The organism is Belnapia arida, assembly GCF_016773205.1.
Taxonomy (GTDB): Bacteria; Pseudomonadota; Alphaproteobacteria; order Acetobacterales; family Acetobacteraceae; genus Belnapia; species Belnapia arida.
In genome coordinates, this window is sequence record NZ_JAETWB010000007.1 from 55,464 (window position 1) to 81,307 (window position 25,844).

At 69.7% G+C, this 25,844-nt stretch carries 30 protein-coding genes and 1 pseudogene; 19 read left to right on the forward strand and 12 right to left on the reverse strand.

Going from position 1 to position 25,844, the window contains the following annotated elements:
• Positions 1 to 20: 20 nt before the first annotated feature.
• Positions 21 to 1,064 (reverse strand): rod shape-determining protein, encoded by a 1,044-nt coding sequence (locus JMJ56_RS16015; protein WP_202832774.1) that lies wholly within the window; start codon positions 1,062 to 1,064, stop codon positions 21 to 23.
• Positions 1,065 to 1,296: 232 nt separating this feature from the next.
• Here JMJ56_RS16015 and JMJ56_RS16020 point away from each other — a divergent pair, with 232 nt between their 5' ends.
• Positions 1,297 to 1,533 carry a hypothetical protein gene (locus JMJ56_RS16020; protein WP_202832775.1) on the forward strand — a complete coding sequence of 79 codons (237 nt, stop codon included), beginning with the start codon at positions 1,297 to 1,299 and terminating at the stop codon, positions 1,531 to 1,533.
• A 95-nt stretch (positions 1,534 to 1,628) separates the two neighbouring features.
• Here the strand turns inward: JMJ56_RS16020 and JMJ56_RS16025 are convergent, their stop codons facing one another.
• From JMJ56_RS16025 to JMJ56_RS16040, 4 genes are all read right to left on the reverse strand, one after another.
• Positions 1,629 to 3,470, reverse strand: coding sequence for an ABC transporter ATP-binding protein/permease (locus JMJ56_RS16025; protein ID WP_202832776.1), 1,842 nt, complete (start codon positions 3,468 to 3,470; stop codon positions 1,629 to 1,631).
• A gap of 2 nt (positions 3,471 to 3,472) precedes the next feature.
• Entirely contained in the window at positions 3,473 to 4,141 is a 669-nt protein-coding gene (locus JMJ56_RS16030) for a hypothetical protein (protein ID WP_202832777.1), read from the reverse strand.
• The gene (locus tag JMJ56_RS16035) at positions 4,138 to 4,302 is read right to left on the reverse strand and encodes a DUF1328 domain-containing protein (RefSeq protein ID WP_043359947.1); all 165 of its coding nucleotides are present in this window, start codon (positions 4,300 to 4,302) and stop codon (positions 4,138 to 4,140) included. The genes JMJ56_RS16030 and JMJ56_RS16035 overlap by 4 nt, the downstream gene beginning before the upstream one ends.
• 213 nt (positions 4,303 to 4,515) lie before the next feature.
• The gene (locus JMJ56_RS16040) at positions 4,516 to 5,262 is read right to left on the reverse strand and encodes a PhyR family response regulator anti-anti-sigma factor (protein ID WP_043365263.1); all 747 of its coding nucleotides are present in this window, start codon (positions 5,260 to 5,262) and stop codon (positions 4,516 to 4,518) included.
• 69 nt (positions 5,263 to 5,331) lie between these two features.
• Between JMJ56_RS16040 and JMJ56_RS16045 the strand changes: the two genes are divergently transcribed.
• The 3 genes from JMJ56_RS16045 (at position 5,332) to JMJ56_RS16055 (ending at position 6,799) form a co-directional block, all read left to right on the forward strand.
• Positions 5,332 to 5,847, forward strand: coding sequence for a sigma-70 family RNA polymerase sigma factor (locus JMJ56_RS16045; RefSeq protein WP_328702400.1), 516 nt, complete (start codon positions 5,332 to 5,334; stop codon positions 5,845 to 5,847).
• Positions 5,848 to 5,919: 72 nt separating this feature from the next.
• Positions 5,920 to 6,528 carry a sigma-70 family RNA polymerase sigma factor gene (locus JMJ56_RS16050; RefSeq protein WP_202832778.1) on the forward strand — a complete coding sequence of 203 codons (609 nt, stop codon included), beginning with the start codon at positions 5,920 to 5,922 and terminating at the stop codon, positions 6,526 to 6,528.
• A 70-nt stretch (positions 6,529 to 6,598) separates the two neighbouring features.
• A complete protein-coding gene (locus JMJ56_RS16055; protein ID WP_157033526.1) occupies positions 6,599 to 6,799 on the forward strand; it encodes a NepR family anti-sigma factor in 201 nt (66 codons plus the stop codon).
• Positions 6,800 to 6,860: 61 nt separating this feature from the next.
• Here JMJ56_RS16055 and JMJ56_RS16060 read toward each other — a convergent pair whose 3' ends face one another.
• Entirely contained in the window at positions 6,861 to 8,450 is a 1,590-nt protein-coding gene (locus tag JMJ56_RS16060) for a 2-isopropylmalate synthase (RefSeq protein WP_202832779.1), read from the reverse strand.
• A gap of 282 nt (positions 8,451 to 8,732) precedes the next feature.
• On the opposite strand from JMJ56_RS16060, the gene JMJ56_RS16065 reads away from it, so the two are divergent.
• Together JMJ56_RS16065 and JMJ56_RS35515 are read left to right on the forward strand one after the other, a co-directional pair.
• Complete coding sequence (locus JMJ56_RS16065) at positions 8,733 to 9,701, forward strand: hydroxyacid dehydrogenase (protein WP_202832780.1); 969 nt, start codon at positions 8,733 to 8,735, stop codon at positions 9,699 to 9,701.
• Positions 9,702 to 9,787: 86 nt separating this feature from the next.
• Positions 9,788 to 9,985 (forward strand): annotated as a pseudogene (locus JMJ56_RS35515) (cupin domain-containing protein); the annotation flags it as partial.
• Between the two features lie 3 nt (positions 9,986 to 9,988).
• Here the strand turns inward: JMJ56_RS35515 and JMJ56_RS16075 are convergent.
• The 4 genes from JMJ56_RS16075 to JMJ56_RS16090 are packed head-to-tail and all read right to left on the reverse strand — an operon-like array spanning position 9,989 to position 13,579.
• Positions 9,989 to 10,984 (reverse strand): tripartite tricarboxylate transporter substrate-binding protein, encoded by a 996-nt coding sequence (locus tag JMJ56_RS16075; protein WP_202832781.1) that lies wholly within the window; start codon positions 10,982 to 10,984, stop codon positions 9,989 to 9,991.
• Between the two features lie 19 nt (positions 10,985 to 11,003).
• A complete protein-coding gene (gene puuE / locus JMJ56_RS16080; protein ID WP_202832782.1) occupies positions 11,004 to 11,912 on the reverse strand; it encodes an allantoinase PuuE in 909 nt (302 codons plus the stop codon).
• A 36-nt stretch (positions 11,913 to 11,948) separates the two neighbouring features.
• On the reverse strand, positions 11,949 to 12,779 hold the full coding sequence (locus JMJ56_RS16085; RefSeq protein WP_202832783.1) for a uroporphyrinogen-III synthase: 831 nt from the start codon (positions 12,777 to 12,779) through the stop codon (positions 11,949 to 11,951).
• Positions 12,776 to 13,579, reverse strand: coding sequence for a class II glutamine amidotransferase (locus JMJ56_RS16090; RefSeq protein ID WP_202832784.1), 804 nt, complete (start codon positions 13,577 to 13,579; stop codon positions 12,776 to 12,778). Before JMJ56_RS16090 ends, JMJ56_RS16085 begins: the two co-directional genes overlap by 4 nt.
• 64 nt (positions 13,580 to 13,643) lie before the next feature.
• On the opposite strand from JMJ56_RS16090, the gene JMJ56_RS16095 reads away from it, so the two are divergent.
• The 4 genes from JMJ56_RS16095 to JMJ56_RS16110 are packed head-to-tail and all read left to right on the forward strand — an operon-like array spanning position 13,644 to position 16,685.
• A complete protein-coding gene (locus JMJ56_RS16095; protein WP_202832785.1) occupies positions 13,644 to 14,507 on the forward strand; it encodes a glycine betaine ABC transporter substrate-binding protein in 864 nt (287 codons plus the stop codon).
• On the forward strand, positions 14,507 to 15,124 hold the full coding sequence (locus JMJ56_RS16100; RefSeq protein ID WP_202832786.1) for an ABC transporter permease: 618 nt from the start codon (positions 14,507 to 14,509) through the stop codon (positions 15,122 to 15,124). The genes JMJ56_RS16095 and JMJ56_RS16100 overlap by 1 nt, the downstream gene beginning before the upstream one ends.
• Entirely contained in the window at positions 15,124 to 15,750 is a 627-nt protein-coding gene (locus tag JMJ56_RS16105; protein WP_202832787.1) for an ABC transporter permease, read from the forward strand. The genes JMJ56_RS16100 and JMJ56_RS16105 overlap by 1 nt, the downstream gene beginning before the upstream one ends.
• Positions 15,747 to 16,685, forward strand: a complete 939-nt coding sequence (locus JMJ56_RS16110; protein ID WP_202832788.1) for an ABC transporter ATP-binding protein — start codon at positions 15,747 to 15,749, stop codon at positions 16,683 to 16,685. Before JMJ56_RS16105 ends, JMJ56_RS16110 begins: the two co-directional genes overlap by 4 nt.
• Before the next feature lie 3 nt (positions 16,686 to 16,688).
• Here JMJ56_RS16110 and katG read toward each other — a convergent pair whose 3' ends face one another.
• Positions 16,689 to 18,926 carry a catalase/peroxidase HPI gene (katG, locus tag JMJ56_RS16115; RefSeq protein WP_202832789.1) on the reverse strand — a complete coding sequence of 746 codons (2,238 nt, stop codon included), beginning with the start codon at positions 18,924 to 18,926 and terminating at the stop codon, positions 16,689 to 16,691.
• A 207-nt stretch (positions 18,927 to 19,133) separates the two neighbouring features.
• Here katG and JMJ56_RS16120 point away from each other — a divergent pair, with 207 nt between their 5' ends.
• The 8 genes from JMJ56_RS16120 (at position 19,134) to JMJ56_RS16155 (ending at position 24,955) form a co-directional block, all read left to right on the forward strand.
• Positions 19,134 to 20,036, forward strand: a complete 903-nt coding sequence (locus tag JMJ56_RS16120) for a LysR substrate-binding domain-containing protein (protein WP_236037822.1) — start codon at positions 19,134 to 19,136, stop codon at positions 20,034 to 20,036.
• A gap of 79 nt (positions 20,037 to 20,115) precedes the next feature.
• Entirely contained in the window at positions 20,116 to 21,297 is a 1,182-nt protein-coding gene (locus tag JMJ56_RS16125; protein WP_202832790.1) for an acyl-CoA dehydrogenase family protein, read from the forward strand.
• An 85-nt stretch (positions 21,298 to 21,382) separates the two neighbouring features.
• Positions 21,383 to 22,237 carry a phosphate/phosphite/phosphonate ABC transporter substrate-binding protein gene (locus tag JMJ56_RS16130; protein ID WP_202832791.1) on the forward strand — a complete coding sequence of 285 codons (855 nt, stop codon included), beginning with the start codon at positions 21,383 to 21,385 and terminating at the stop codon, positions 22,235 to 22,237.
• A complete protein-coding gene (gene phnE / locus JMJ56_RS16135) occupies positions 22,234 to 22,980 on the forward strand; it encodes a phosphonate ABC transporter, permease protein PhnE (RefSeq protein ID WP_202832792.1) in 747 nt (248 codons plus the stop codon). The genes JMJ56_RS16130 and phnE overlap by 4 nt, the downstream gene beginning before the upstream one ends.
• Positions 22,980 to 23,630 carry a phosphonate ABC transporter ATP-binding protein gene (locus JMJ56_RS16140; RefSeq protein ID WP_202832793.1) on the forward strand — a complete coding sequence of 217 codons (651 nt, stop codon included), beginning with the start codon at positions 22,980 to 22,982 and terminating at the stop codon, positions 23,628 to 23,630. Before phnE ends, JMJ56_RS16140 begins: the two co-directional genes overlap by 1 nt.
• The gene (locus JMJ56_RS16145; protein WP_202832794.1) at positions 23,630 to 24,475 is read left to right on the forward strand and encodes a metallophosphoesterase family protein; all 846 of its coding nucleotides are present in this window, start codon (positions 23,630 to 23,632) and stop codon (positions 24,473 to 24,475) included. The genes JMJ56_RS16140 and JMJ56_RS16145 overlap by 1 nt, the downstream gene beginning before the upstream one ends.
• Before the next feature lie 4 nt (positions 24,476 to 24,479).
• Positions 24,480 to 24,677 (forward strand): DUF2934 domain-containing protein, encoded by a 198-nt coding sequence (locus JMJ56_RS16150; RefSeq protein WP_202832795.1) that lies wholly within the window; start codon positions 24,480 to 24,482, stop codon positions 24,675 to 24,677.
• Between the two features lie 86 nt (positions 24,678 to 24,763).
• Entirely contained in the window at positions 24,764 to 24,955 is a 192-nt protein-coding gene (locus JMJ56_RS16155; protein WP_202832796.1) for a hypothetical protein, read from the forward strand.
• On the opposite strand, the gene JMJ56_RS16160 is transcribed toward JMJ56_RS16155, so the two are convergent.
• Positions 24,933 to 25,313, reverse strand: coding sequence for a hypothetical protein (locus tag JMJ56_RS16160; RefSeq protein WP_202832797.1), 381 nt, complete (start codon positions 25,311 to 25,313; stop codon positions 24,933 to 24,935). The genes JMJ56_RS16155 and JMJ56_RS16160 overlap by 23 nt on opposite strands.
• A gap of 167 nt (positions 25,314 to 25,480) precedes the next feature.
• Here JMJ56_RS16160 and JMJ56_RS16165 point away from each other — a divergent pair, with 167 nt between their 5' ends.
• Complete coding sequence (locus tag JMJ56_RS16165; RefSeq protein WP_202832798.1) at positions 25,481 to 25,825, forward strand: hypothetical protein; 345 nt, start codon at positions 25,481 to 25,483, stop codon at positions 25,823 to 25,825.
• Positions 25,826 to 25,844 lie beyond the last annotated feature (19 nt).

A 25,844-nucleotide genomic window follows, 5' to 3' on the forward strand; every position in this document is an offset into this window, starting at 1 on the left:
TCGCGGAAACTAATTGGTCATCAATACATCGAACTCAACACCTGGCGGAGTCTCTTCGTCTCCTCCAGCGCCCGGCCGGTGCCGAGGGCGACGCAGGACAACGGCTCCTCCGCCACAACCACGGGCAGGCCCGTCGAGGCCCGCAGCACCTCGTCCAGCCGGTGCAGCAGCGCCCCGCCCCCGGTGAGAACGATGCCCTTGTCCACGATATCGGCCGCCAGCTCGGGCGGGGTGTTCTCCAGCGCCACCTTCACCGCCTCGACGATCGCCGTCACCGGCTCCGCCAGGCTCTCGGCGATCTGCCGCTGCGAGACATAGACCTCGCGCGGCACGCCGTTCATCAGGTCGCGCCCCTTCACCTCGGTGACCGGCCCGTCCTCGCCATGGTCCGGCATCGCCGCGGCGCCGATCCCCATCTTGATCCGCTCGGAGCTGCTCTCGCCGATCAGCAGGTTGAACTGCCGGCGGATGTACGAAATGATCGCCTCGTCCATCTTGTCGCCGCCGACGCGCACGCTCCGCGCATAGACAATGCCGCCAAGCGAGATGACCGCGACTTCCGTCGTGCCGCCGCCGATATCGACCACCATGGAGCCGGAGGGCTCCGTCACCGGCAGCCCGGCGCCGATCGCCGCCGCCATCGGCTCCTCGATTAGCAGCACGCGTCGGGCGCCCGCGCTCTCGGCACTCTCCTGGATCGCCCGCCGCTCCACCGCCGTGCTGCCCGAAGGCACACAGACGATAATCAGTGGCGAGGCGAAACTCCGCCGGTTGTGCACCTTACGGATGAAATGCTTGATCATCTCCTCCGCCACCTCGAAGTCGGCAATAACGCCGTCGCGCAGCGGCCGGATGGCGGCGATGTTGCCGGGGGTGCGCCCCAGCATCATTTTCGCCTCCTCGCCCACCGCCAGCACCTGCTTGCGGCCACGGAAATCGGCGATGGCGACAACGCTCGGCTCGTTCAGCACGATGCCCCGACCCTTCACATAGACCAGCGTATTCGCGGTCCCGAGGTCGATGGCCATGTCGGCGGAAAGGAAGCCGAACAGGCGAGAGAACATGCGAAGGCAACCTTCCTGATCGCGCTACCGGCCATCCAGCCCGTCAACCAGAAGGTTATGTTCGGATCCGAAATCACCGGTCCGCGAGGTGTAGCGGATGCCGTGCCCTTACCGCCCCGGCGCGCGCCACTCAAGCATCCTCTCCGCGGCCCACGGGGCTGCGACCGGGGCAGACCGCAACCCAAGCGGAACGTCACGCGTTGTGGCCCTGGAAACACGGGAGATCCAAATCATGCGGAAAGCAGCCATCCTCCTCCTGGCTACCCTCGCTCTCGGCGCCTGCGGCTACCGCACCGGCGACCGGGCCGTCTCCGGCGGCCTGCTCGGCGCGGGCGCTGGCGCGGGCGTTGCCGCGCTGACCGGCGGCGGCGTCGGCACCGGCGCGTTGATCGGCGGTGCGGCGGGCGCCGCGGGTGGCGCGCTCACCAGCGGGCGGAATGTCAATCTCGGCCGGCCGGCCTGGCGCTGAAGGCTTAGCGGGGACTGCGCCACCCAGCGCATCCCCGCCTCGTCCCAGCCACCATCGGGTGGCCGCATCATCAAGGGGCCCACTCGGGCCCCTCTTCAATTGGGCTCGCCGGCCTTGGAAGACTTACGGCGGAAGAGGCGCCGTATCGGGTTGCGCTGACTCGTCTTGCGGCGCGGGCGGCGCCGCCCCAGCCGGGCCCCTTCCGTCCCCGGAGCCAGTTTCAGCGTGCGGTCGTGATAGGCGTCGAGCCCCGGCCGATGCCCGATCGACACCAGCGCGCTTCCGGCCAGTTCCTCGCCGAACATCCGCATCATGGCATCCTGGTTCGCCTCGTCGAGCGCCGCCGTCGCCTCATCCATGAAGACCCAGCCCGGCCGGTGCAGCAGCAGCCGGGCGAAGGCCAGGCGTTGCTGCTCGCCGAGGGAGAGGATGCGGTCCCAGCGTTCCTCTTCATCCAGCCGCGGCACCAGCCCTTCCAGCGCGCAGCGCTCAAGCGCCGCCTGCACCGCCTCGCGCGGGAATTCCTCGGCCGGCGCCGGATAGGTCAGCGCCGCATGCAGCGTGCCGAGCGGCAGATAGGGTCGCTGCGGCATGAACATCATCGACTTTCGGCGAGGAATCCGGATCGCACCCGATCCCCAGGGCCACAGGCCTGCGATCGCCCGGAACAGCGTCGACTTCCCGCTGCCGCTCTCGCCGAGGATCAGTACCCGCTCGCCAGGAGCGATCTCGGCATTCGCCTCCTCGATCACCAGCGTTCCATCGACCTGGGCGATCTGAAGGTCGCGGAAGGCCAGCACCTCCCGCCCATCCTCATCCGGCCCCTCCTCGATCTCGATCACGGCATCCGACTCGCTGACATCGGCCCCGTCCAGCGTCTCCTCCAGCTCCACCACGCGCGCCACGTGGCTGCGCCAATCGGCCAGGCGCGGGAAGTTGTCGACGAACCAGTTGAGGCTGCTCGTCACCTGCCCGAAGGCGGAAGAGATTTGCATCAGCACCCCCAGCGTGATGGCACCCGCGAAATAGCGCGGGCTCGCCACCAGCACGGGGAAGACCGTCAGCAGCATCCCATAGGCCGAGGTCAGCCACATCAGCCGCCGCTCGCTCCGCATCAGGTCGAGCATGGATCGCGCCACCTGGCCGAAGGCGCGGTGCAAGCCGCGCTCCTCATCCGCTTCGCCGCCGATCAGCGCGATGCCCTCGCTGCTCTCGCGCAGCCGCACCAGGGCGAAGCGATGGTCGCTCTCCGCCTCGTTCCGCCGGATATTGGCCTCGACCATCGGCCGTCCGATGAACCAGGTCAGCGCCGAGCCGATGCCCGCATAGAGCAGCGCCGCGAAGACCATGTAGCCGGGGATCTCGAACTCGCTGCTGCCGAGCGCGACATGCAGAGGCCCGGACAAGGTCCACAGGATGCCGACGAAGGAAACCAGCATCAGCACGGAGCTGACCAGCCCCACCGCCATGTCGACCGCGATCGCCGTCGCCCAGCGCGTGTTCTCGCTGATCCGCTGGTCCGGATTGTCCGCGGCATCCGGCAGGAAATTGATGCGGTAGTGCCGCCCGCCCTCCAGCCAGCGGTGCTGCAACCGCTTCACCAGCCACTCCCGCCAGTGGAGTTGCAGCATCTGCCGCATGTAAAGCTGGAAGACCGCCGTCACCATGCTGCCGATGGTGAGCGCCATGAACAGGCCGAGCTGGCCAAAGAAGGCATCGCGGTCGCGTGACTCGAGGGCGTTGAAAAAGTCCCGGTTCCAGATGTTGAACCGCACCTGCACGGCGATTTGCAGCAGCGTCAGCCCCAGCACGCCGGCGGTCAGCCACCAGGCCCGCCGCCGCTCCTCCCCCCTGTAGTATTGCGAGGTGAGCCGCCAGAAGCTGGCCATGAAACCGGGCTTGCCGCCATCCTCCCGGCGGTCGTCATCATCGGACATGGTCAGCGCTGCAAGCCGGGGAGGGGCTGCAGCGCATCGGGTGCCGGGCCGAGCTGCTGGGCGAGAAGCGCGCGTCCATCGGGCCCTTCCCGCCCCGGTCCGGAGGCAGCCAGCGCCTGCCCCGGTTTCAAGATGTCCTGCACGCTGTCCACGGCGGCGGCCGGCACCAGTACGACACTGCCATCCTCCAGGATCGCGCCCGCCACGTCACCCTGCGGAGTATAGTAGGGCTGCTTGACCGTGCCGGAGAGACGGAGCGACGCGCTGCCCTCCTGCGCCGCCCGCCCGCCGAGGCGCCAGTAGAAGCGGTCCACCACCACGGGCGTCGCATCCGAACTCGGGGCGAAGGCCAGCATGGTGATAACCGGGGCGCGCCGCGCCCGGATGCCCCAGATGATGACGGATTTCCCGGTAGGCGCGTCCCGCCGCACCGCTTCCGCCACATCGGGCGGGAAGACCACCTGCGGGCCCTCTTTGAAGATCAACCCATCCACCTCGCCGCGCGGATTGGGCAGATATCGCTCGACGGTGCCGGTAAAGGAGGGAAGCTGGGTCGGATCGAACCAGAGATCCGGCTCGCCCCGCCGGCCCGCTACGGTCTGCGCCCGCGCCGCGCCACCCGAGGGCGCGGCGGCCAGAACAGCGATCAGGCCGCGCCTCCCGAGCTTCATGCGCCGCGGATGACTCCAAAAATCAGGGAGACGAGGAACAGCACGATGAAGATGGTGAAAAGGATTTTGGCAATGCCAGCCGAGGCCGAGGCGATGCCGCCGAAACCGAACAACCCAGCGACAAGGGCGACAACAAGGAAGATCAAGGTCCAGTAGAGCATGGCATCCTCCGCAGGGTGTGCCGGCAAAACGCTGCCACCTCTGCTCGGTTGCCTAAGCCTAACGAGCGTCCCAGTTAACGAACCTGTGTCACATCAAACCCGCTCAAAACCGGCCATTTCCTGACGCTCTACCGCAGCCTTGCCGCGGAAGGCGGTGCGGAACCTTGGGTTCGAGGGACCACCCGCCCCAGTGAAGCGATCTTTAGTGACGCTTCAAACCGGCCGCACGCCGCGCGTCACCGCTTGGTAAGTGGCGACAGCCAGCGTCGTCGGGTCGAACGGCTTGGTGATGACGAAAGCCGGCTCCACCGCCTCGCCGGTCAGCAGCCGCTCCGGATAGGCGGTGACGAAGATCACCGGCGCCGTCAGGTCGCGCAAGATGCGGGCGACCGCGCTCGCCCCGTCGCCACCGGCGCCAAGGTTGATATCGGCCAGCACCAGCCCCGGCCGCTCCGCCCGCGCCAACTCCACCGCCTCGGTTTCTGTCGCGGCGATGCCGACGACGCTGTGGCCGCAGCGCTCCACCAACTCCTGGATGTCAAGGGCGATGATCGGCTCGTCCTCGATGATAAGCACCCGGGCGGTGACGCCGGTGCGCAGCCCGTCGCGGGCTACGAGCAACTCCGCCTCCGCCTCGGCGGGGGCGATGCGGCAAGCTGCGGCCGCGGCGGTCAAGGGCTGCTCCTCCAGCGCGGTCAGCAACAGCAGCATGCGCTGCTGCAAGGTCAGCCCGGCGGGATCGATCCTTGGTCCGGAGTCCACGGCGCGGACGGCGTCGCCGACCGCGCCGTACAATATGGTACGCGGCGTCATTTCCTCGGGGAATTGCTGCGTCATCACCTTGCGCAGCGCATCCGCCACCATTGCGTCACCCTGAGCCTGGGTTCCGGTCAGCGCGCGGGCATAGCGGCGCGCATAGGGCAACGCCTTGATCATTCCCGCCCGGTCGATGGCACTCATGCCTTTCTCATCCTGCACAGGCGATGGATATCCTTATCGCACCCCTAAGGGGGTGATATTGAGCATGTCGTGACCGAACAAGCCATGGATCGCGGGTTGCGGACAGCGCTCGCGCAATTGTTGCCCGAACTCCGGGCTTTCGCCCGGTACCTCTCGGGCTCGCGCACCGAGGCAGACGATCTGGTACAGGAGGCGGTGCTGCGCACCCTGCGATCGCTCGACGGCAGGTCGGAGGGCGTGGATCTTCGCGCCTGGTGCCTCGCCGTCATCCGCAACACTTTCCATGAGCAGCTTCGCTCGCGCCGCCGCGAACGCCGGCTTGCCGAAACCATGCCGGAAGAGCAGGAGGCTCCCGCCGAGCAGGAAGTCCCCGGCCGCATGCGCGACCTGACGCGGGCACTGCGCGATCTGCCGCCGCTGCTGCGCGAAGCGGTGATCCTGGTGGGTGCCCAGGGCCTGTCGCACCAGGAAGCCGCCGAGATCTGTGCCGTGCCGCTCGGCACCATGAAGGCTCGCGTCTCCCGTGCTCGCCGATTGCTCGCCGACGCGCTCGAAAAACAACCTCCCGATCCTGTGATGCTCTGACGCGCGCGTGATGCATCCATCCGCTCCTGCCGGTCACTCCTTATCAGACGAACCAAGAGGGACCGGACGACTATGGACGGACACACAGAAACCACTGCGAAGCCCGCCCACGCCGTCAGCACCGCTGCCGAGTTCCATGGCCAGCTGGTCGCCCTGCTGCCGAAGCTGCGGGTCCAGGCCCTGGCGCTGACGCGTAACCGGGCCGCCGCGGAGGATCTGGTGCAGGACGCCGTCGCCAATGCCCTGGCCGCCAAGGACAGCTTTACCCCCGGCACCAATTTCGCGGCCTGGATGCATCGCATTCTGCGCAACCGCTTCATCTCCACGCTCCGCAAGCAGCGCGAGACGACCGACATCGAGGATCTGCCGATGTCTGCCTTCGCCGTCAGCGGCGCGCATGAGGACCGCCTCGTCCTCAAGGAGCTGAGCCGCGCCCTCGGCCGCCTGCCCTCCGATCAACGCGAAGCGCTGTTCATGGTGGTCCTCCAGGGCCTCTCCTATGAGGAGGTTGCCCAGGCCACCGGCTGCGCCGTCGGCACCGCGAAGAGCCGCGTCTTCCGCGCCCGCCGCCAGCTCCAGGCTTGGCTGATGGGCGAGGACCAGTCGGCCGGCGAGCTGCGCTCCGGTGCGCAACGCGACCGGACCGATACGGCCGTTGGCGAAATCCGCTCTGTGGTATAGTGTAATGACACGGAGTGGGGTGGCGTTGCTGGAACGGCACGCCACCAGCCCGTCCTTGGCGGCCGGGATGATGGGCAAGACCGAAAAGAAACGTGCGAACACCCCGGCGAAGCCCGGTATCGAGCAGGAGGGCAAGGAGGTGGACCAGGCCTTCGATGTCTGGCTGCGGCGTGGGCTGCACCAGCTTTACGACACCGTGGCGCGCGAGCCGATTCCGGATGAATTGCTGCGCCTGATCGAGGAGGACCAGTCCTCCTCCGAGAAGAAGTAGCGCGCCTACCTGACGCGCCCTTTGGGCCCCGGCCAGCTTGGCCGGGGCCTTTTTCATGCGCTCAGGCCGAAAGCGCCGGAGCCATGTCTGCCGGCGCCGTCCGCTCGCGCTTCACCAGCAACTTGTTCAGCGCATGCACATAGGCCCGGGCCGAGGCCACGATGGTATCGGTATCGGCGCCCTGGCCATCGACCAACTTGCCGCCCTCCTCCATCCGCACGGTGACACGCGCCTGCGCATCCGTCCCGCCGGTCACGCTCTGCACCGCATAGAGCTTCAGCGCGACGTCATGCGGGAAGGCATTGCGGATGGCGTTGAAAGTCGCATCCACCGCTCCGTCGCCGCTCGCCATGCCGTCGCGGTGCTCGCCATCCACCTCAAGCGCCAGCGTCGCCATCGGCTTGGTGCCAAGGCCGGTCGCCACCGTCAGCGCCAGCAGCTTCACCCGGTCGTTGCCGCGCACCACCTCGTCATCGACGAGCGCCACGACGTCCTCGTCGTAGACGACCTTCTTGCGGTCGGCGAGGTCCTTGAAGCGGCGGAAGGCATCGTTCAGCTGGTTGTCGCCGACGATGTAGCCGAGCGCCGCCAGCTTGTCGCGAAAGGCGGCCCGGCCGGAATGCTTGCCGAGCACCAGGCTGTTCTTGGTCCAGCCGACGCTCTCCGGCGTCATGATCTCGTAGGTCGAGGCGTCCTTCAACACGCCGTCCTGATGAATTCCCGATTCATGCGCGAAAGCGTTGCGGCCGACGATCGCCTTGTTCGGCTGCACGTCGAAGCCGGTGATGGTCGCCAACAGCTTGCTGGTGCGCAGCAGCTTCTGGCTGACGATGTTGTTGCTGTAAGGCAGCGCATCGCGCCGCGTGCGCAACGCCATCGCCACCTCTTCCAGCGAGGCATTGCCAGCCCGCTCGCCGATGCCGTTGATCGTGCTCTCGATCTGCCGCACGCCGGCCTGGATAGCGGCGATGGTATTGGCCACCGCCATGCCGAGGTCGTTGTGGTTGTGCGCGGAGAGGATCACCTTCTCGATCCCCGGCACCCTGTTGCGCAGGTCGCGGAAGATCCGCGCCATGTCCTCGGGCATCGAGTAGCCGACGGTGTCGGGGATGTTGATCGTCGTCGCCCCGGCCTTGATCGCCGCCTCGACGCAGCGGCAGAGGAAGTCGGGGTCGGAGCGGCTGCCGTCCTCCGCAGACCACTCCACGTCGTCGCTGTGCTGCCGACCGAGGCTGACGCTGCTGGTGGTCAGCTCCAGCACCTCCTCCGGCGTCATGCGCAGCTTGACGCGCATATGCAGCTCGCTCGTCGCCAGCACGATATGGATGCGTTTGCGCGCCGCCGGCTTCAGCGCCTCGGCGCTCCGCAGGATGTCGGCCGGGTTGGCGCGGCCGAGGCTGGCGACCACCGGCCCGTCCTTGGCGAATTTCCGCGCGATCGACTGCACGCTCTCGAAGTCGCCCGGCGAGGCGATGGCGAAGCCCGCCTCGATGACATCGACGCCGAGCTCAGCCAGCGCCTCCGCCATGCGCAGCTTCTCCTCGAGGTTCATCGAGAAGCCAGGCGACTGTTCGCCATCGCGCAGGGTGGTATCGAAGAAGATGATGCGGTTGTCGTCCAGCGTGCCGAAGCTGGGATGGGTGATGGCCATGGATCTGTTTCCTTCGTGCTCGCGCAGCCTCTCGCTCAGTCTCCCCTGAGCGATGCCGGCCGTCAGCCGAGCGTCACGCCCAGGGGCGGGTAAGTCGAAGGAGAAGGAGGCCGATAAGCGGGCGCACGCGGCCAGCGGCGGAACCGCTCACCAGGCCGGACAGGGGCGCGCGCAGGATCATGCTGCCTTTACCCTAACTGCGCGCCGTCCTAGCGGCAAGGGCCTTGGCGCCGAGCGCCGATGGTTTCACCATTCCACCATAATCCGGGGAGGACCGATCCAATGCCATACCGCATCCTGCTTTGCCGCGCCCTGCATCCCGCCGGCCAGGCGGTGCTGGCGGAACGGAGCGACCTCGACATCGTCACCCTGCAGGACCCGCCGGTCGAGCAATTCCACCAGCACCTCTCGTCCGCCGATGCCGTGCTCTGCTGGCTGGAACGGGTGGACCGAGCGGCGCTCGCCGCCGCGCCGCGGCTGAAGGTCGTCTCCCGCTACGGCGTCGGCTTCGACACGGTCGACATACCCGCCTGCTCCGAGCGCGACATCCCGGTAATGGTAGTGAACGGCGCCAATGACCTCAGCGTCGCCGAGCATGCGATGATGCTGATGCTCGCCGTTGCCCGCCGCACGCTAGATAACGACCAGATCGTCAAGGCGGGCGGCTGGTGGGCCAAGGACGGGCCGGGCATGGTCGACCTCGCCGGCCGCTCCGTCCTCGTCGTCGGCTATGGCCGCATCGGCAGCCGCGTCGCCAATTACTGCCGCGCCTTCCAGATGAAGGTCATGGTGATGGACCCCGGCTTCCACCCCGCCCGCATCGCCGCCGACGGGTTCATTCCCATCCGCGACTTCCAAGCCGGCCTCGCCGAGGCGGATGTGGTCACGCTCCACTGCCCTCTCTCGCCCGCTACCCACCATCTGATGGACACGGCCGCCTTCGCCGCGCTGCAGCCAGGCGCCATCCTGGTCAACACCGCCCGCGGGCCAATCGTGGAGGAAGCCGCCCTGGTCGCCGCGCTGAAATCCGGCCGCCTGCACGGTGCAGGCCTCGACGTGCTGGAGGTGGAACCCTCCAACGCCACCAACCCGCTCTACGAACTGCCCAATGTCGTCGTCAGTCCGCATAATGCCGCGAGCACGGAGGAAGGCCTCGCCCGCATGGCCCGCCAGGCGGCGCGCAACATCCTCGACGTACTGGACGGCAAGCGCGACCCCGCCTTCATGGTGAACGGCGAAATCGCCCGGTAGGAGAGGCAGCATGGACGCCCGAGACTTCGCCGACCTCCTGCGCGGAGGGCTTCACGGAAGTCCTCGCCCGCAGCCTACCACCCCGCCAGGCCGTACCGGAGCACACCCACCCGTTCGACGCCAAGCTGCTGGTCACTGCCGGAGACTTCACCCTGACTCGTGACGGCCGGGCCACCACCCATGGTCCGGGCGATGTCTTCAGCGTTCCGGCCGGGCATCGCCATGCCGAGACGGCCGGGCTGGAGGGCGCCAGCTACATCGCCGGCCGCCGCCACCGGAGCTGAGGCTCAGGTCTCCTCCGGCCGGAAGCCGCTCTCGGCGATGATCGGGGCCCATTTCTCGTAATCGGCCCGGAAGCGCCGGGTGAAGTCGGCAATGGAGAGGGGATAGGGCCGCATCTCCAGCCGGGCGATCGCCTCGCGGTAATCCGCCGTGCCGATCGCCTCGACGGCTGCGCGGTGCAACGCCTCCTGCACCGCGCCCGGCGTCCTCGCCGGCAGGAAGAGGCCGAACCACTCGCTCCCCGTCAGCTGCGGGTAGCCCTGCTCGGCGAAGGTCGGCACATCCGGGAAGCGCGGCAGCCGCTGTTCGGAGGAGACGCCGGCCAGCCGCACCGGCCCGCCTGGGGCCGCCGCATGCGGGGCGAGATCCACCATCGGATGGTAGCTCGCCGCCAGCCTGCCGCCGAGCAGGTCCTGGATCGCCGGTGCGCTGCCCCGGTAGGGGATGTGCGTCATGGAAAGCCCGGTCGCCTTCGCCACCTGCACGCCGAGGAAGTGCAGCATGCTGCCTGCCGCCGCGCTGCTGAAGGGAATATCGCGCTTCCCCGCCCCCCATTCCTTGAAAGCTGCCAACGTCCCGAGGCTGTTCGCCATCGGCCCGACCCCCATGCCGAAGGTGAACTCCCCCGCCGGCGTCACCGGCATGAGGTCGGCGAAGGGGTCGTAGCGCAGCGTCGCCGGACGGTAGAGATGCGGGAAAATCACCAGCATGCTCGCCGCCGTCAGCAGGATGGTGTTGCCATCCGGCTCCGCCGCCTTCACCGCCTCCACCGCCAGCCGCCCCGCGGCGCCGACGCGGTTCTCCACGATGACATTCTGCGCATAGGTCCCGCGCAGCCGCTCCGCGATCAGCCGCGCGGTGGTGTCGGCGCTGCCGCCCGCCGGAAAGCCGACGACGACCCGCGCCGTGGCGCGCGCCGGCTGCGCGAGGGCGGGCGCGGCCAGGGGGGCGCCGAATGCGGCGAGCCCCAGCCCGAGGGCGGTACGGCGATGCAGCGTCATGGTCGTTTCCTCTTATGGCTTATTGGGGTGGATGCTGCGCAAGCCAATGCCGGGCGATCTCCGCCCGCTGGCAGACCCAAACATCCCGGTGCCGCGCGACATGGTCGAGGAAGCGCTCCAGCGCCGCGGCCCGCGCGGGGCGCCCTGCCAGCCGGCAATGCAGCCCGACCGACATCATCCGCCCGCCCTCGCGCCGCAACAAGTCGAAGCCGTCGGTCAGATGCTGCGTGAAGCCGTCGTTGGCCGAGAAGCCCGGCGGCACCGCGAATTTCATGTCATTGTTGTCGAGCGTATAGGGCACGACCAGCAGCGGCTTCCCTGCCGTCCGCACGTAATACGGCAAGTCGTCGGCATAGCTGTCGCTGTCGTAGAGGAAGCCGCCATGCTCGGCGACCAGCCGCCGCGTCCGCAGGCTGATCCGCCCGGTATACCAGCCGACCGGCTTGCTGCCCGTGGTCCGCTCGATCACCTCCACGCAGCGGGCGATATGGTCGCGCTCCACATGCTCCGGCACGCGGCGATAGTCGATCCAGCGCCAGCCATGGCTGGCCACCTCATGCCCCGCCTCAGCGAAGGCGCGCCCGGCCTCCGGATGCAACTCCAGCGCCCGGCCCACCGCATAAATCGTCAGCGGCAGCCCGCGCTCCTTGAACAGTCGCAGGATGCGCCACAGCCCCGCCCGCGCGCCGTAATCGAACTGGCTCTCGGTCGAGAGGTCCCGCTCCGCCCGCGGCGTGCCTCCCGGCACCTCATGTAGGTAGAGCTCGCTCCCGGTATCGCCGTTGAGCACGGTGTTCTCCGCGCCCTCCTCGTAATTCAGCACGAAGGAGAGGGCGAGCCGCGCCCCGCCCGGCCAGCGGGGATCGGGCGGGTTCGGCCCGTAGCCGTGGAAGTCGCGCGGATGCTCGGTGTCGCCTGCGAGAATCATACCGGGAGTGTGGCCCGCCGCACCCCGGCCCCGCAACTACCCGCGGCTGAGCCCCGCAAGGATGGCATTCACCATCGGCTTCATGTGGAAATTCTCCTCCGGCATCACCGCCACCTCGCCGCCCGCCGCCCGTACCGCTTCGGCCACCACCGGCCCGACGGCCGCGATCCGCGTTCGCTTCAGCGCCTCGTCCAGCATCGCCCGCTGCCCTGCCGCCTCCGCCAGGCTCACCAGCCGCCGCACCTGCGGCGTACTGGTGAAGACGACGAGATCGACCCGCCCCGCCGCCATCTCGCCCACCGCCTCCAGCACCCGCTCATCCTCCGCCCGCGTCGCATAGGCGTAGGGCAGCACCGGGTCCGCCTGCGCCCCGGCCGCCTTGAGGAAGTCGATCAGCGGCGCATTGGGATTGTCGGGATAGAGCTGCACCGCCACCCACCGCCCCTTGAGGTCGAGCCCCTGCATCCCGGCGATGATCCCCGCCGTCGTCGCCGGCTCCGGCGCCAGGTCCGGCCCGAGGCCGATGCTGCGCAGCTTCTGGCTCGGCTTCGGCCCGCGGCAGATGCGCCTGACGCCGGCCAGCGCCGCGCGGAACTCTCCCTCGATCCCCACCCGCTCCGCCACGCCGAGCAGCCGGCCGAGCCCCTCCCCGGTCAGCAGGATCAGGTCGTCCGGCGGCGTGGCGATGAAGCGCCGCAGCCAGGCCTCGATCGGCGCCGGGTCCGCCGCATCGATGATGGCGACCAGCGGGCAGCGGATTGCCTCTGCCCCCTGCCGCTCCAGCATCCGCGCCAGCACCTCCAGCTCCCGCGTCTCCGGCACCACCACCCGGAGCCCGGCCATACTGCCCGCCACTGCCTCGCTCATGCTGCATGCTCCAGTTCCGGGACGGCGACGCGCCGATGCATCCAGCGCTCGCCCTCGCGGAACACCACGAATTGTCCTGGCTCCATCACCGTCCAGGCCTCGTCCCGGGTCAAGGGCCGCGTCGCCACCACCGTCACCACGTCGCGCGGCGTGGTTTCCTTAGCGAAGTCGGCGCTGAGGTCCTCGTCGATCAGCGTCGCCGGGCCGAAGGGCGCCCGCCGCGTCAGCCAGGCCATCCGCTTGCCGCAGAAGCAGTAGAGCCAGCGCCCGTCGCTCATCAGCATGTTGAAGACGCCCGTCGCCGCCAGCCGCCGCGACAGCGCCTCGATCGCCGCCGCCAGCCGATGGCCCGGCGGCGAGGCCGGAAAGGCCTCCCGCAACCGGTCCAGCATCCAACAGAAGGCATGCTCGCTGTCGGTCGTCCCGACCGGGTGGTAGTGCCGGAGCGGCCAGCGCTTCACCCCGGCGAGCTGCCCGTTATGGGCGAAGGTCCAGAGCCGTCCCCAGAGCTCCCGCTGGAAGGGATGGGTATTCTCCAGCGCCACCCGCCCCCGATTGGCCCGGCGGATATGGCTGAGCACCGTGCAGCTCTTGATCGGATGGTCCCGCACGAAGCGTGCCACGTCCGAATCCGCCGAGGGCCGCGGGTCATGGAAGGCCCTGGCGCCCTTGCCTTCATAGAAGGCGATCCCCCACCCATCCGCATGCGGCCCGGTCCTGCCGCCCCGTTGCATCAATCCGGCGAAGCTGAAGCAGATATCCGTGGGGACATTGGCACTCATGCCGAGAAGTTCACACATCCCGCCAGCCTAGACCCGGGCGGGACCGGTTTGTGCAATCGTTGCGCCGCGATAGGCTGACAGGATGCGGAGACGCTTCCTCCTTGCCGCCTTGGCCGCGCCCGCCCTCGCCCGGGCGGCCCCGCTGCTGCGCGTCGGGTCGAAGAATTTCACCGAGCAGCTCGTGGTGGCGGAGCTTTTCGCCCAGAGGCTGGAACGCGCCGGGGCCACGGTGCAGCGGCGGGTCAATCTCGGCGGCACCGCCATCGCACATCAATCGCTGCTTTCGGGCGAGATTGACCTCTACCCGGAATACACCGGCACCGGCCTCGGCGTCGTCCTCAAACAGCCGCCCGAAGGCGATGCTGCCGCCATCCTCGCCAAGGTCCGCGCCGGCTATGCCCCGCTCGGCCTCGACTGGCTCGATCCCTCCGGCATCGACAACGGCAATGCCCTGCTCGTCCTGCCGGAGACGGCGCGGCGCCACGGCTTTGCCACCCTCTCCGACCTCGCCCGCGCCGCCCCGCGCCTGACACTCGCCGCCGGCAACGAATTCGCCGACCGGGCCGACGGCCTGCCTGGCCTCCGCCGCGTCTATGGCATGGAGTTCCGCCGCTTCCGCCAATTCGCCGCCCTCGGCCTGCGCTATGCTGCGCTGAACCATGGCCAGGCCGATGTGGTGAACGCCTATGCGACGGACTGGCAGATCGCCAGCTACGGCTTCACCACCCTCCGCGACGACAGGCATCTCTGGCCGCCCTACCAGCTTGCCGCCGTGGTCCGGCAGCAGGCGCTGCGCGACTTCCCCAGCCTCGCCCCGCCTCTGCTCGCCATCGGCGCCAGGCTCGACAACGGCGTGATGCGGGAGCTGAACCGCCAGGTCGACCAGGATGGCGAGGAGCCGCGCGAGGTCGCCGCCCGCTTCCTCAAGGAGCAGGGCCTCGCCTGATGCGCTGGACCAGCCGCAACCTCGACACCATCGGCGCGGCCCTGCTCACCCATGCCGGGCTGGTCGCCGCCTCCCTGGCGCTGGCCCTGCTGATCGCCCTTCCCCTCGGCCTGCTGGTCGCCCGCCGCCCCGGCCTCCGCGCCGGCTTGCTCGGCTCCGCTTCCTTGCTCTATTCGTTGCCGACCCTCGCCCTCTTCGCCCTGCTTGTCCCGGTGCTCGGCCTCGGCTTCGCCCCGGCGCTGCTCGCCCTCGTCACCTATGCCGTGCCCGTCCTGCTCCGCGCGCTCGTGGCCGGCCTCGCCTCGGCGCCGCCCGCGGTGCTCGATGCAGCGGAAGGAATGGGCCTCACCCCCCTGCAGCGCCTGTTCCGCGTTGAGCTGCCCCTTGCCCTGCCGGCGGTGATCGGTGGCCTCCGCGTCGCCTCCGTCACCCTGGTTTCGGCGGCGACGGTCGCCGCCTATATCAGCGCCGGCGGCCTCGGCACGCTGATCCTCACCGGCCTCGACCAGGGCCACACGGAGAAGATCCTGGTCGGCGCCGGCCTCGTCACCCTCATGGCCCTGCTGATCGATGCGGGCCTCGGCGCCGTGCAGCGCCGCCTGCCGGCGAGCCGCTGATGGACTGGCTGCGCGCCCATCCCGGCCTCTTCCTCGCGGCGGTCGGCGACCACCTGCTGCTCTCGCTCACCGGCCTCGCCATCGGCATCGCGCTGGCCCTGCCGCTCGGCATCGCTGTCGCCCACCGCCCGCGCCTGGCCGAAGCCTCGATCATGCTCGGAGGCGCCCTCCGCACCATCCCGAGCCTTGCCGTCCTCGCCGCGCTGCTGCCGCTGCTCGGCGTCGGCTTCACCCCGTCGGTGATCGCCCTCGCCCTGCTCGCCCTGCCGCCGGTACTGGTCAACACGGTGATCGGCATCCGCAGCGCCGATCCCGCCGCACTGGACGCCGCAAGCGGCCTCGGCATGACCGGCACGCAACGGGCGATGCAGGTCGAGATGCCGCTCGCCGCACCGCTGATCTTCTCGGGGCTTCGGGTCGCCGCCGTGCAGGTGGTCTCGGCCGCGGCGCTCGCCACCTTCATCGGCGGCGGCGGGCTCGGCGATCTCGTCACCCAGGGCCTCGCCCTGCTCGATACCGGGCGGATGCTGGTCGGCGCCATCGCCATCGCCATGCTCGCCCTTGGGACGGAGGCCGCGCTCGGCATGCTGGAACGCCATCTCGCCGCGCGGGTCCGCGGCGCATGATCGAGATCGAAGGCCTCACCAAGCGCTGGCCCGGCGCCGACCGCGCCTCGGTGGAGAACGTCTCGCTCATCGTCCCCGAAGGCACGAGCTGCGCCCTCATCGGCCCTTCCGGCTCCGGCAAGACCACGCTGCTGCGCATGGTCAACCGCCTGGTCGAGCCGAGCGCCGGCACCATCCGCATCGGCGGCGAGGATGCCCGCGCGATCGACGCCACGGCCCTCCGCCGCCGCATCGGCTATGTGATCCAGGAGGTCGGCCTCTTCCCGCACTGGGACGTCGCCGCCAACATCGCCACCGTCCCGACGCTGCTCGGCTGGGGCCGCGCCCGCATCCGCGCCCGCGTGGAGGAGGTGTTGGCCCTGGTCGGCCTCGACCCCGCCCGCTTCGCCACCCGCCGCCCGCACGAGCTGTCTGGCGGCGAGCGCCAGCGCGTCGGCGTTGCCCGCGCGCTCGCCGGCGACCCGCCCGTGCTGCTGATGGACGAGCCCTTCGGCGCCGTTGATCCCGTCCAGCGCGGCCTGTTGCAGGAGGAGGTGCTGCGCCTGCTGCGGCAGCTCCGCAAGACCGTGCTGCTGGTGACGCATGACGTGGCGGAAGCCGTCCGCCTCGGCGACGCCGTCGCCCTGTTGCGCGAGGGCAGACTGGTCCAGCACGCCCCTGCGGCGGAGATGCTGGCCCGCCCCGCCGACGGTTTTGCCGCCGAGTTCCTCGGCGCCGACCGCATGCTGCTGCGCCTTGCCCTCTTCCCGGCCACAACGTTGCCGGTACATGCGAAGCCGGCCCCCGGCGCCGCCCTGCCCGAGGGCGCCACGCTCCGTGACGCCCTCGCCCACATGCTGTCAGCCGGGGCCACCGCTGCGCCGCTGCCCGGCGGCGGCTCCATCACCCTCGCCGACCTCCTGGCTTTCGCCGGCGGGGAGGGGAGCCGCGCCTGACCCTCAGGCGTGCTTCAGCGCCTTCTGGACCAGGTCGAACCGGTCGAGGTTCATGACCTTCGTCCAGACCTTCACGAAGTCTCGCAGGAAGGCCGGCTTCGAGTCGTCGCAGGCATAGGCCTCCGACACGGCACGCAACTGGGTGTTCGACCCGAAGACGAGATCGACCCGCGTCGCCGTCCAGCGCGGCTGACCCGTCGCCCGGTCGCGCCCCTCATAAACGCCATGCTCCTCCGTCGGCTGCCAAGCCGTGCCCATGTCGAGCAGGTTGACGAAGAAGTCGTTGGTCAGCGTCTCCGACCGATCTGTGAAGACGCCATGCTTCGCCCGCTCATGGTTGATGTTGAGCGCCCGAAGCCCGCCCAGCAGCACCGCCATCTCCGGCGCCGTCAGCATCAGTTGCTGCGCCCGGTCGAGCAGCAGTTCCTCCGGCGAGGCCTTGTAGTCGCGCTTGAGGTAGTTGCGGAAACCGTCCGCCACCGGCTCCAGCACCTCGAAGGACTCCGCATCCGTCTGCTCGGCCGAGGCATCGGTCCGGCCGGGCGTGAAGGGGACCTCCACCGGCGTGCCTGCCTTCCGCGCCGCCTCCTCCACGGCGGCACAGCCGCCGAGGACGATCAGGTCGGCGAGCGAGACCTGCTTGCCGCCGGAAGGCTGCGAGGCATTGAACTCCGATCGGATGGATTCAAGCTTCGCCAGCACGCCCGCCAGACGCTGCGGCTCGTTGACCTCCCAATCCTTCTGCGGCGCGAGGCGGATGCGCGCCCCATTCGCCCCGCCGCGCTTGTCGGAGCCGCGGAAGGTCGAGGCCGAGGCCCAGGCCGTTCCGGCCAGGTCGGAGATCGAGAGGCCCGAGCCGAGCAGCTTGCCCTTCAGCGCCTTGATGTCCTCCGCCTCGATCAGCGGATGCGTCACCGGCGGAATCGGGTCCTGCCAGAGCAGCACCTCCTTCGGCACAAGCGGGCCGAGATAGCGGGAGACCGGCCCCATGTCGCGGTGGGTCAGCTTGAACCAGGCCCGCGCGAAGGCATCCGCCAGCTGGTCCGGATTCTCGTGGAAGCGCTTCGAGATCTCGGCGTATTTCGGGTCGACCTTCAGCGCGATGTCGGTCGTCGCCATCATCGGCGCATGGCGCCTCGAAGGGTCATGCGCATCCGGCACGGTCGTCTTCGCCGCCGGGTCGGTCGGCGTCCACTGCCAGGCGCCGGCCGGGCTCTTCGTCAGCTCCCACTCGTACTTGAAGAGGTTGTCGAAGTAGCCGTTGTCCCACTGGATCGGGTTGGTGGTCCAGGCGCCCTCCAGCCCGCTGGTGATCGCATGGACGCTGTGGCCCTGGCCCAGCTTGTTCTTCCAGCCGAGGCCCATCTCCTCGATCTCGCCGCCCTCCGGCTCGCGGCCGACATGTTCCTGCGGGCTGCCCGCACCATGGCACTTGCCGAAGGTATGGCCGCCAGCGATCAGCGCGACCGTCTCCTCGTCGTTCATCGCCATTCGCGCGAAGGTCTCGCGGATGTCGCGTGCCGAGGCGGCCGGGTCCGGCTTGCCGTTCGGCCCCTCCGGATTGACGTAGATCAGGCCCATCTGCACGGCGGCCAGCGGCGCCTCGAGGTCACGGTCGCCCGTGTAGCGCTTGTCGCCGAGCCAAGTGTCCTCGGCGCCCCAGTAGATGTCCTCCGGCGGCTCCCACAGGTCGATGCGCCCGCCGGCGAAGCCGAAGGGCTTCAGCCCCATCGACTCGATCGCGCAGGTGCCGGCGAAGATGATGAGGTCGGCCCAGGAGATCTTGTGCCCGTACTTCTTTTTGACCGGCCAGAGCAGCCGCACCGCCTTGTCGAGGTTGCCGTTGTCCGGCCAGCTGTTAAGCGGCGCGAAGCGCAGCGTGCCCGCACCGCCGCCGCCGCGCCCGTCGCCGGTGCGGTAGGTGCCCGCGCTGTGCCAGGCCATGCGGATGAAGAGCGGCCCGTAGTGGCCGTAATCCGCCGGCCACCAGTCCTGCGAGGTCCGCATCAGCGCGAAGAGGTCCTGCTTCAGCGCATCGAGGTCGAGCGTCTCGAACTCCTTCGCATAGTCGAAGGCCTCGCCTAGCGGATTGGCGAGATTGGAGTGCTGGTGGAGGATCCTGAGGTTCAGCGCGTTGGGCCACCAGTCGCGGTTCGAGCGGCCGCCGAAGGATGTGTGGCGTGGCGCGGTGCCATGCATCACCGGGCACTGCCCGGCGCCTGGGCTCTGATTGCCGTCCATGGTTCTCTCCTCTGCCATGCTGTTGATTGATTGAGAGCTGCGTCGCAGCAGCCGGGCACAGGCTTGGGTTCACGCCCTGGCCCCGCTGTTTCCTCCCTTTGGCCAAATGGTCCTCGGTGACGCTAGCCGGGTTATGGAGATAGAGGTAAGCCTAAAATTTCAACCAACCTGATAGGCAAGGCCTATCGGGATGGGTATGTCAGTCCCATGAACCTCAAGGACTTCCGCTACCTGCTGGCGGTCGCCGAATACGGGCATTTCGGGCGTGCGGCCCAGGCCTGCGGCGTCAGCCAGCCGACGCTCTCCGTGCAGCTTCGCAAGCTCGAGGAGCAGCTCGGCGTTGCCCTGTTCGAGCGCGACCGCAAGGCGGTAGTCCCAACCAGCGCCTGCGAGCGGCTCATCGGCCATGTCCGGGCCGCGGTGGCCGAGGTCGATGCGATCCTCGCCGCCGCCCGTGACCTCTGCGACCCGTTGGCGGGGAGGTTCCGCCTTGGCATCATCCCGACCCTGGCGCCTTACCTGCTCCCCCTGGTCTTCGCACCGCTGCACGAGGCGCTGCCCACCCTCCTGCTGGAGCCCTGGGAGGATCAAACCCTGACCCTGCTCGACCGGCTCCGCGCCCATGAGCTGGACGCGGCGCTGCTGGCCACGGAGGTTGACGGGTCGGAGTTCACCAGCCAGCCGCTCTTCGACGAGCCCTTTCTGGCGGCCCTGCCACCCGAGCACCCGCTCACCGCCCGCGAGGTGGTGGCGGAAGCCGACCTCGCCCAGGACGTCCTGGTGCTGGCGGACGGCCACTGCCTGCGCGAGCAGACTCTGGCCGCCTGCGGCCAGAGTGGCGCGCTCGGCGGCACGCTGCGCGCCGCCAGCCTCTCGACCCTGCTCAGCATGGTCGCCGCCGGCTACGGCACGACGCTGATCCCGGGCCTTGCTGCCGGCACCGCGCAGGACATGGGGATCGTCCTGCGGCCGCTGCATGAATGCACCGGCCGGACCGTGCGCCTCGTATGGCGCTCGAGCTTCCCCCGCCGTGCCGCCGCGGAGGCCGTTGGTCAAGTGATCGGCGACCGCCTGCGCGGCTTCGCCAAAGCGGCGGCGCATAGGGTTTGAAGCGCTTCCGACAAGGGGATGGGCACCCCCGCCGCACGGGTCTAGCCTTCGCCCAACCGATTTGTGGGAGAGAAACCCAATGGCCCTGGACACCGACGGCATCGCCATCCCGCCTCTCGCCGAGGAGCACCGCATGGTGCGCGACCTCGTCGCCCGCTTCGTCGAGCGCGACCTGATGCCGCTCGAACCCGCCGTCCTGAAGCGCGAATCCGAGGGCCAGCGCTACGGCTTGACGCCGGAGGAGGAGGCCCCGCTCCTCGCCAAGGCCAAGGAGCTCGGCCTCTACGGCCTCGACGTGCCGGAGGAATTCGGCGGTGCCGACCTGCCCATCTCCGCGCTGATGGCGATCGAGGAGGAGATGGGCCGCACCGTCACCCCCTTCATCTTCCCGCCCGACAGCCCGAACCTGCACATGCTGCTCGCCGTCGCCAACCCGGAGCAGCGGATGAAGTATCTCGACCCCTATGCCCGCGGCGAGATGCGCTCCTCCATCGCCATCTCCGAGCCCGGCGCCGGTGGTGATCCGGCGGGGATGACCACCCGCGCGGTGAAGGATGGCGACGACTGGATCATCAACGGCCGCAAGATCTGGGTGAGCGGCGTGCCGCGCGCCGATTTCATCATCCTCATGGCCCGCACCGGCGAGGGCAAGCGGCAGGAGGGCGTCACCGCCTTCATCGTCGAGCGCGGCACGCCCGGCTTCATCATCGAGCGCGAGATCCCGATGATCGGCGGCAGACGGACCTACGAGCTGGTCTTCGAGGATTGCCGCGTCCATGAGCGGCAGATCCTGGGCCAGCTCGGCGCCGGCTACGCGCCGATGCAGCTGCGGCTGAATGTCCGCCGCCTGCAGATGGGCGCCCGCTGCACCGGCATGGCCCGCCGCGCGCTCGACATGCTCTGCGAGCAGGCGCGGAACCGCAGCACCTTCGGCGTCCGCCTGGCCGACCGCCAGGCCATCCAGTGGTGGGTCGCCGAGGCCGCGACCAAGATCCACACCACCCGCCTCATGGTCCGCGACGCCGCCGCCAAGATGACGGCCGGTGAGGATGTCCGCACCGAGGCCTCGATGCTGAAGGTCCATGCGACGGAGATGGCGCAGGAGGTACTGGACAACGCGATGCAGACCTTCGGCGCCATGGGCATGACGAAGGAGCTGCCGCTCCAGCTCATGGCGAGCCAGGTCCGCGTCCAGCGCATCTACGAGGGCCCGAGCGAGGTCCACCGCATGGCCATCGCCCGGCGGATGCTGAAGGGCTGAAAAACAGCGCGACAGCCGGGTGGTTTCGAGCCATGCCGGAACCGACCGCCGACCTGGAGCGAAAGGTCGGCAGGAGGATCACCGCATGACCCCCACCCGCCGCCTGTTCCTCGGCTTGGCCCCGCTGCTCGCGGCGCCGGCCCTTGCCCAGGGCACCCCGCTCCGCTGCGCCGTCGGCCCCTTCCAACCCACCGCCGGGGACACCCGCCGGGCCTATGAGCCCTTCTTCACCCATCTCGCCAGGGCGGTGGGCAGGCCGCTCGACCTCACCGTCACTACGGATTGGGCCGGGATCGCCGTGGCCCTCGCCAATGAGCAGGTGGACGTCGCCTGGATGGGCCCATGGGGCTACATCCTGGCCAAGGACCGCGCGAAGGCGGAGGCGCTGGCCGTCGTCCAGTACCAGGGCAAGCCGACCTACCAGGCAATCATCATCGCCCGGCCGGACCTCGCCATCGCCCGCTTCCCCGAAGATGCGAAGGGCATGTCCATCTCCTTCGCCGATGCCGGCTCCACCAGCGGCTGGCTGATCCCGCATTACTGGTTCAGGACGCAGGGCATCGATCCACGAAGCTATTTCCGCTACCGCGACGGTGCCTCCCACCCCGCCAACGACCTCGCCGTGGCGACCGGCCAGGTCGACCTCGCCACCGACTACGACCGCAACCTCGCCGCCATGATCGCCGCCGGCCGCCTGCGCGAGGATCAGGTGAAAATCGTCTGGCGCTCCGAGCCCCTGCCGAACGACGCCCTCGCCGTCCGCGACCGGCTCGACCCTGGGCTGAAATCAGCCTTGCGCGAGGCCGCTCTCGGCATCGACGCAGCCAGCGCTTCGCGGATCATGCCCGCCAATTACACCGGCTGGGTCCCGGCCCAGCCCGACAGCTACGCGATGATCGAGGCCGCCGGCCGCGCCGTCGGGCGCATCGGCGGCGGATGAGGCGAGCCGCCTGGCTCCTGGTGCTGGCGGCCCTCTACGCCGCCTGCATCGCCGTGGTGCAGCCGGACCTGCCTCGCCTTTGGGCCGGACTGCCGCGCCTCGCCCATTGGCTGGCCGGCGCCTTCCCGCCCGATTTCTCCGGTTTGCCGGACCTGCTGCGCCGCGCGGCCGAGACGGTTGCCATCGCCACCCTCGGCACCAGCCTCGCCGCCCTCCTCGCGCTGCCGCTGGCGCTGATGGCCGCCCGCCCGGTCGCCCCCATCCCGGCCCTCTACCATCCGGCGCGTGCCCTGCTCGACGCGCTTCGCGGCATCGACGGCTTCGTCTTCGCCCTCATCTTCGTCGCCGCCGTCGGCCTCGGACCCTTCGCCGGGATGCTCGGCGTCGCGCTCCACTCCGCCGGCTCCATCGCCAAGCTCTGGTCCGAGGCGCTGGAAACCGCCGATCCCGCCCCGGTCGAGGCCGCCCTCTCCGCCGGCGGCAGCCGTGCCCAGGCCGCCGCGGTGATCCTGCTGCCTGAGACTCTGCCGCAGACCCTCTCCGCCCTGCTCTATGTGTGGGAGTTCAACATCCGAGCCTCCACTGTGCTCGGCCTGGTCGGCGCCGGCGGGCTGGGGCAGGAGTTGAAGAATGCCGTGGACCTGCTCGACTTCGCCCGGGTACTCGCCATCCTCATCATCGTCATTGCCCTGGTCCTCGCCGCCGACCGCCTCTCCGCGACCCTGCGCCGGAGGCTCGCCTGATGCTGGAGACCCGGCGCGGCCTGGTGCTGCGCGGCCTCGACCTCTCCCTCAGCGGCCAGAGGGTGCTGCACGCCGTCTCGCTGGAGGTGGCGCCGGGCGAGGTGGTGGCGCTGGAAGGCCCATCCGGCGCCGGCAAGACCAGCCTGCTCCGCGCCGCCGCCGGGCTGCTGCCATGCGGGGGCACCATCCTCGCCGATGGCGGCCACCCCGCCCTCGTCTTCCAGCAGCACGCCCTCGCCGGCCGGCTTAGCGCGCAGGAGAACGTGCTGGTCGGTGCCCTCGGCCGCCTCGGCTTCTGGCGGCCGGCGCTCGGCCTCTGGCCAGCGGCGGAGGTGGCGGCAGCGGAAGGCTGCCTCGCCCGCGTCGGCCTCGCCGGGCTCGGCGACCGCCGCGCCGCGCATCTCTCTGGCGGCCAGCGTCAGCGCGTCGCCATCGCCCGCGCCTTACTGCAGCGCGCCCGCGTCCTCCTGGCCGACGAGCCGGTGGCCAGCCTCGACCCGAAGAATGCCGAGGCGATCCTCACCCTGCTGCGCCACCTTGCGGGGCAGGAGGGCCTCGCCATCCTCGTCAGCCTGCACCAGCCCGACCTCGCCCGCCGCTTCGCCGACCGCCGCCTCCGCATCGAGGGCGGCCGGCTTTGGGAGACCTGATGGACCAGCCCTTGCTCTGCTTCGGCGGCCCCTATTCCAACCGCCAGGCCCTCGAAACCCTGCTGGCCGAGGCCGCTCGCCTCGGCATCCCGCCCGGCCGCATGCTCTGCACCGGCGATGTCGTCGCCTACTGCGCCGAGCCCGCGGCGACGCTCGACCTGATGATCGCCACCCGCATCCCGACCGTGATGGGCAACTGCGAGGAGAGCCTGGCCGAGGGCGCCGCGGATTGCGGCTGCGGCTTCGAGGCGGGCACCGCCTGCGACCTGCTCACCCGCGGCTGGTTCGCCCATGCCGACCGTCAGGTGACGCCCGCCCACCGCGCCTGGATGGCCGCCCTGCCGCGCCGGATCGACCTCACCCTCGCAGGCCGCCGCCTCGCCGCCATTCATGGCGGCGCCGCCAGCATCAACCGCTTCCTCTTCGCCTCCGCCCCCGATGCCATGCTGGCCGCGGAGATCGCCGGGACCGGCGCCGAGGGCGTGCTCGCCGGACATTGCGGCCTGCCCTTCACCCGGCTGGTCGAGGGCCGGCTCTGGCACAATGCCGGCGCCATCGGCATGCCGGCGCATGACGGCACCCCGCGCGCTTGGTTCTCCCTGCTGACGCCCTCGCTCGGCGGCATTCGCATCGAACACCACGCCCTTGCCTATGACCACGACGCCGCCGCCCGCGCCATGCGCGAAGCCGGCTTGGCGGAAGGCTATGCCGCGGCACTGGAGACCGGCCTCTGGCCCTCCGAGGACGTGCTGCCGTCCGCCGAGCGTGCCCGCCGCGGCCAGCCGCTTGCCCCGCCGCCCCTGCTCTGGCTCCGGCCAGAGGATGCCGCACACCAAGGAGGATGACGCCATGTCCGGGCAACAGACCAGCACCGAAGACGCGATCCGCCACTGGGCCCATGCCCTTTGGGAGGAAGCCGGCTGCCCCGAGGGCCGGGCCGAGGAATTCTGGCATCGCGCCCGCGAGCAACTGGCCCTGGCCGACCGCGCCCCGCAGGAATTCGCTGGCGAAACCGGGGCTGCGCCCCTGCCGGAGCGGGATGGGTGACAGCCCTGCCGTCCTGACCACGCGCCGAATACGACCTCACCGACAGCATCACCGTCTTCGGCAATCTCGGCGGTTCGCAGACCGGGATGCGGCGGCTGTTCAGCCTGCCGACCATCGTCAACGCCCTGGGCGACACGACGAGCACGCCCGGCAACGCCACCTTCCGGATCGAGCACTACGGCGCCAGCGGCGGAGCCCGTGCCCGCTTCGCCACCGGCCCTGTCGGCCATACGCTGACCCTGCAGGCGATGCCTATCACGAACGGCAGGACCGGCTGATCATCACGGCACGGCCTATCGCTCCGACATCTTCCAGCCGGTCCTGCGGCCGGAGCAGGCAGTCCCCGCGCCAGGGCGCGTGCCAAGGGTCTCGACCACGGCATTCAGCGGCCTGTCCCTCGCCGACACGATCGCCATGCTCGACGAACGGCTGCAGCTGATGCTCGGCCTGCGCCTCCAGCGTGTCGAATTCAACAAATACAACGCCGCGACCGGCGGTCGCAGCTTGGCCTATGACGAGAGCGCGGTCGCGCCCTTCGTTGGGCTGGTGGTCCACCCCTTGGGCCGGCGTCTCGCTCCATGTCAAATGCATCGAAGGGCTGAGCCGCGGCGGCATCGCGTCGACGACAGCCGTCAATGTTGGCGAAGCCTTCGCCCCCTACCGCGCGCAGCAATACGAGGCCGGTGTCAAATTCGACTTCGACCGCGCCATCGTGATCCTGAGCGCCTTCCAGATCACCTGGCCGACGGTAGAGACGGCGAACAACGTCTATTCGGTGGGCGGCGAGCAGCGCGTTCGCGGCCTTGGAGTCGACCGCATCCGGCGAAATCACGCCGTCCCTGCGCCTGCTCGGCGGCCCAACCCTGTTCGATGCCGAAATTACCCGTTCCGGCACCGCCGCCGTGGTCGGCAACCGGCCGAACTGCGTGCCGACCTATCAAACCAATCACGGCCTCGACTGGGACCTGCCCTGGACGCCGGGCCTCAGCCTGAACGGCGCCGTGGTCCTGACCGGGCGGCAGCAGGTCGACACCGCCATACCGTCAGCCTGCCGGCCTGGGCACGCCTCGGTATCGGTGCCCGGTACCGGGCAGAGATCGCAGGGCGGCCAGCACCTTCCGCGCCAGCATCCTCAACGTGACGGATAACGACCACTGGGCGGGCGTC

Excerpts from the sequence above, each read along its gene's own strand:
- JMJ56_RS16015 (WP_202832774.1), bottom strand. The coding sequence starts at position 1,064 with ATGTTCTCTCGCCTGTTCGGCTTCCTTTCCGCCGACATGGCCATCGAC.
- JMJ56_RS16020 (WP_202832775.1), top strand. The coding sequence starts at position 1,297 with ATGCGGAAAGCAGCCATCCTCCTCCTGGCTACCCTCGCTCTCGGCGCC.
- JMJ56_RS16025 (WP_202832776.1), bottom strand. The coding sequence starts at position 3,470 with ATGTCCGATGATGACGACCGCCGGGAGGATGGCGGCAAGCCCGGTTTC.
- JMJ56_RS16030 (WP_202832777.1), bottom strand. The coding sequence starts at position 4,141 with ATGAAGCTCGGGAGGCGCGGCCTGATCGCTGTTCTGGCCGCCGCGCCC.
- JMJ56_RS16035 (WP_043359947.1), bottom strand. The coding sequence starts at position 4,302 with ATGCTCTACTGGACCTTGATCTTCCTTGTTGTCGCCCTTGTCGCTGGG.
- JMJ56_RS16040 (WP_043365263.1), bottom strand. The coding sequence starts at position 5,262 with ATGAGTGCCATCGACCGGGCGGGAATGATCAAGGCGTTGCCCTATGCG.
- JMJ56_RS16050 (WP_202832778.1), top strand. The coding sequence starts at position 5,920 with ATGGACGGACACACAGAAACCACTGCGAAGCCCGCCCACGCCGTCAGC.
- JMJ56_RS16055 (WP_157033526.1), top strand. The coding sequence starts at position 6,599 with ATGGGCAAGACCGAAAAGAAACGTGCGAACACCCCGGCGAAGCCCGGT.
- JMJ56_RS16060 (WP_202832779.1), bottom strand. The coding sequence starts at position 8,450 with ATGGCCATCACCCATCCCAGCTTCGGCACGCTGGACGACAACCGCATC.
- JMJ56_RS16065 (WP_202832780.1), top strand. The coding sequence starts at position 8,733 with ATGCCATACCGCATCCTGCTTTGCCGCGCCCTGCATCCCGCCGGCCAG.
- JMJ56_RS16075 (WP_202832781.1), bottom strand. The coding sequence starts at position 10,984 with ATGACGCTGCATCGCCGTACCGCCCTCGGGCTGGGGCTCGCCGCATTC.
- puuE (WP_202832782.1), bottom strand. The coding sequence starts at position 11,912 with ATGATTCTCGCAGGCGACACCGAGCATCCGCGCGACTTCCACGGCTAC.
- JMJ56_RS16085 (WP_202832783.1), bottom strand. The coding sequence starts at position 12,779 with ATGAGCGAGGCAGTGGCGGGCAGTATGGCCGGGCTCCGGGTGGTGGTG.
- JMJ56_RS16090 (WP_202832784.1), bottom strand. The coding sequence starts at position 13,579 with ATGTGTGAACTTCTCGGCATGAGTGCCAATGTCCCCACGGATATCTGC.
- JMJ56_RS16095 (WP_202832785.1), top strand. The coding sequence starts at position 13,644 with ATGCGGAGACGCTTCCTCCTTGCCGCCTTGGCCGCGCCCGCCCTCGCC.
- JMJ56_RS16100 (WP_202832786.1), top strand. The coding sequence starts at position 14,507 with ATGCGCTGGACCAGCCGCAACCTCGACACCATCGGCGCGGCCCTGCTC.
- JMJ56_RS16105 (WP_202832787.1), top strand. The coding sequence starts at position 15,124 with ATGGACTGGCTGCGCGCCCATCCCGGCCTCTTCCTCGCGGCGGTCGGC.
- JMJ56_RS16110 (WP_202832788.1), top strand. The coding sequence starts at position 15,747 with ATGATCGAGATCGAAGGCCTCACCAAGCGCTGGCCCGGCGCCGACCGC.
- katG (WP_202832789.1), bottom strand. The coding sequence starts at position 18,926 with ATGGACGGCAATCAGAGCCCAGGCGCCGGGCAGTGCCCGGTGATGCAT.
- JMJ56_RS16120 (WP_236037822.1), top strand. The coding sequence starts at position 19,134 with ATGAACCTCAAGGACTTCCGCTACCTGCTGGCGGTCGCCGAATACGGG.
- JMJ56_RS16125 (WP_202832790.1), top strand. The coding sequence starts at position 20,116 with ATGGCCCTGGACACCGACGGCATCGCCATCCCGCCTCTCGCCGAGGAG.
- JMJ56_RS16130 (WP_202832791.1), top strand. The coding sequence starts at position 21,383 with ATGACCCCCACCCGCCGCCTGTTCCTCGGCTTGGCCCCGCTGCTCGCG.
- phnE (WP_202832792.1), top strand. The coding sequence starts at position 22,234 with ATGAGGCGAGCCGCCTGGCTCCTGGTGCTGGCGGCCCTCTACGCCGCC.
- JMJ56_RS16140 (WP_202832793.1), top strand. The coding sequence starts at position 22,980 with ATGCTGGAGACCCGGCGCGGCCTGGTGCTGCGCGGCCTCGACCTCTCC.
- JMJ56_RS16145 (WP_202832794.1), top strand. The coding sequence starts at position 23,630 with ATGGACCAGCCCTTGCTCTGCTTCGGCGGCCCCTATTCCAACCGCCAG.
- JMJ56_RS16150 (WP_202832795.1), top strand. The coding sequence starts at position 24,480 with ATGTCCGGGCAACAGACCAGCACCGAAGACGCGATCCGCCACTGGGCC.
- JMJ56_RS16155 (WP_202832796.1), top strand. The coding sequence starts at position 24,764 with ATGCGGCGGCTGTTCAGCCTGCCGACCATCGTCAACGCCCTGGGCGAC.